This window comes from Phyllobacterium sp. P5_D12 (assembly GCF_054049495.1).
Window position 1 is genome coordinate 1 of the sequence record NZ_JBFUMG010000768.1, and the last position, 1,638, is coordinate 1,638.

General features: G+C 55.0%; 1 protein-coding gene and 1 pseudogene. Both read right to left on the reverse strand.

Annotation, left to right across the window (positions count from 1 at the left end; translation table 11 throughout):
- A pseudogene (locus tag ACXJ5O_RS26225) lies at positions 1-266 on the reverse strand (hypothetical protein); the annotation flags it as partial.
- 327 nt (positions 267-593) lie between these two features.
- A partial coding sequence (locus ACXJ5O_RS26230; RefSeq protein ID WP_457302464.1) for a metallohydrolase occupies positions 594-1,638 on the reverse strand: 1,045 nt, incomplete at its 5' end.

The window sequence follows — 1,638 nt, forward strand, 5'->3', positions numbered from 1 at the left end:
CGCTCATTCTGCAGAACCGAATAGCCGGCACCGACGAGCCCGGCAAAAGTTTCGGATGAAACATCGACGGTGCCGGCAATGATACCTCGCGGTGTGCCGCGGCCGGTCGAGATCTTGGCGTACAAGATGTCGGTGAACAGGCTGTAGCGRTCGTAGCGCGCCTCGGCAATCGCCATCGCGGCAAAGTCGAGATCTTTCAAAATGTCCCCGAAATCCATGTCGAGATGCACGGTCGGCAAACCGAAAAGCCCGGCGTCACCGGACATGCCCGCGGCCCAGAAATACGGGGCAATGGCAAACGTCCAACCATCCCTCTCGGTCTGCTTGAGTTCGGGTGCCCCATCGGCGACATGATGTCGGCGGCACGCACGGGACTTGCTGCCAGAAGACCAGCTGCGATCAATGACATCAACGAAAAGGAATATTTCATCTCGGTCATTGATGGCATTAGTTCAGTTGCCGCAGTGAGGGGTACATGATGTATATCCATGGCTCATTGGAAATCTCACTTCAAATGCCCGCCTTGAGCGGAACCTAACCACAGACCCGGTTTTCTAAAGTGCAGATACTAGACGGGCCATTGTGCCTCATCATCAAGCTGAAATCTCGATATCGATAAAGCCCTGATCGCGGAGCATATCTTCCAAATCCGTGCGCAGAGGCTGAGGGGAGGCAAACCAGGTTTGCTCGAATTCGTCGAACTTGTTAATCAGCGACGTATTGATATGGGCGCTTTTGAACGCCCTGGCATAGTCTCGCTTGGTCGCAATCCGGCTGCCAAGTTCTACGAGCAAATCCGCCTTCGGTATGGTTTTGTATTGACCCCGGCGGGTAGAAACGCTGGCGGTCGCGATTGGGGTACCATTCTTCGGCAGGATGGCGTTCAGAATGTCGAGCGGCTCATTTGGCTTGGCGGGGTCACGCAGCGGATTGTCATTCCATGGTGTGGCGTTTTCGCTGCCATGATGGCCGATTTTCAGAAAATCCAGCGGCTTGGCCAACACGGGATGACGCTTGTTCCACATGACATTCCACGAACCGTTGGCCTCGCCTTCATCATAACGCGCGTCCCATTCTGCATCGCCGACAAATAGCAGCCGCTTGCCCTTCCATTCCATGAGCAGAACGACGCTGGTATTGTTCGTCACCTTGCCATCGAGATCGGCGAAGGCGAGCGCTGTCGACAGCATTCGCGACTGCAACCGCCGGAAGTCGGCCGTGGCGATATTGGTCGGGAGAGGCGTTGATTTCGAAGGCGCCGTGTTCGGCGGCGTGGATTTTGCAACGACGTCCATGACCGACCTGACACCGTGCATTAACGGGTTTTCGGGTTTGCCCAGATAATAAAAGTCAATGTCGTTTTCCGGTCCAAGAATCCGCAATGCTGCATTTTTCAAGGGCAGCTTGAGCTTATTATCGGTGTCCATGCCAGCATGAACATAGACCGGCTTGATATTGTTTTTTATGGGAATGATCTTTTGCAATGTCTCCATCACCACGTCGTTCGTTGCTGCATAGGCCGCGAAGAGACCTTCCAGTTCCGGACTGAAGTTGAGGCGCTGCGCCTGCTTGATCATGCCGCCGGCGAGAGCATGGAGCTGTCGGGCGTTCTTGGCCTCCGGATGATCGGGATCCATC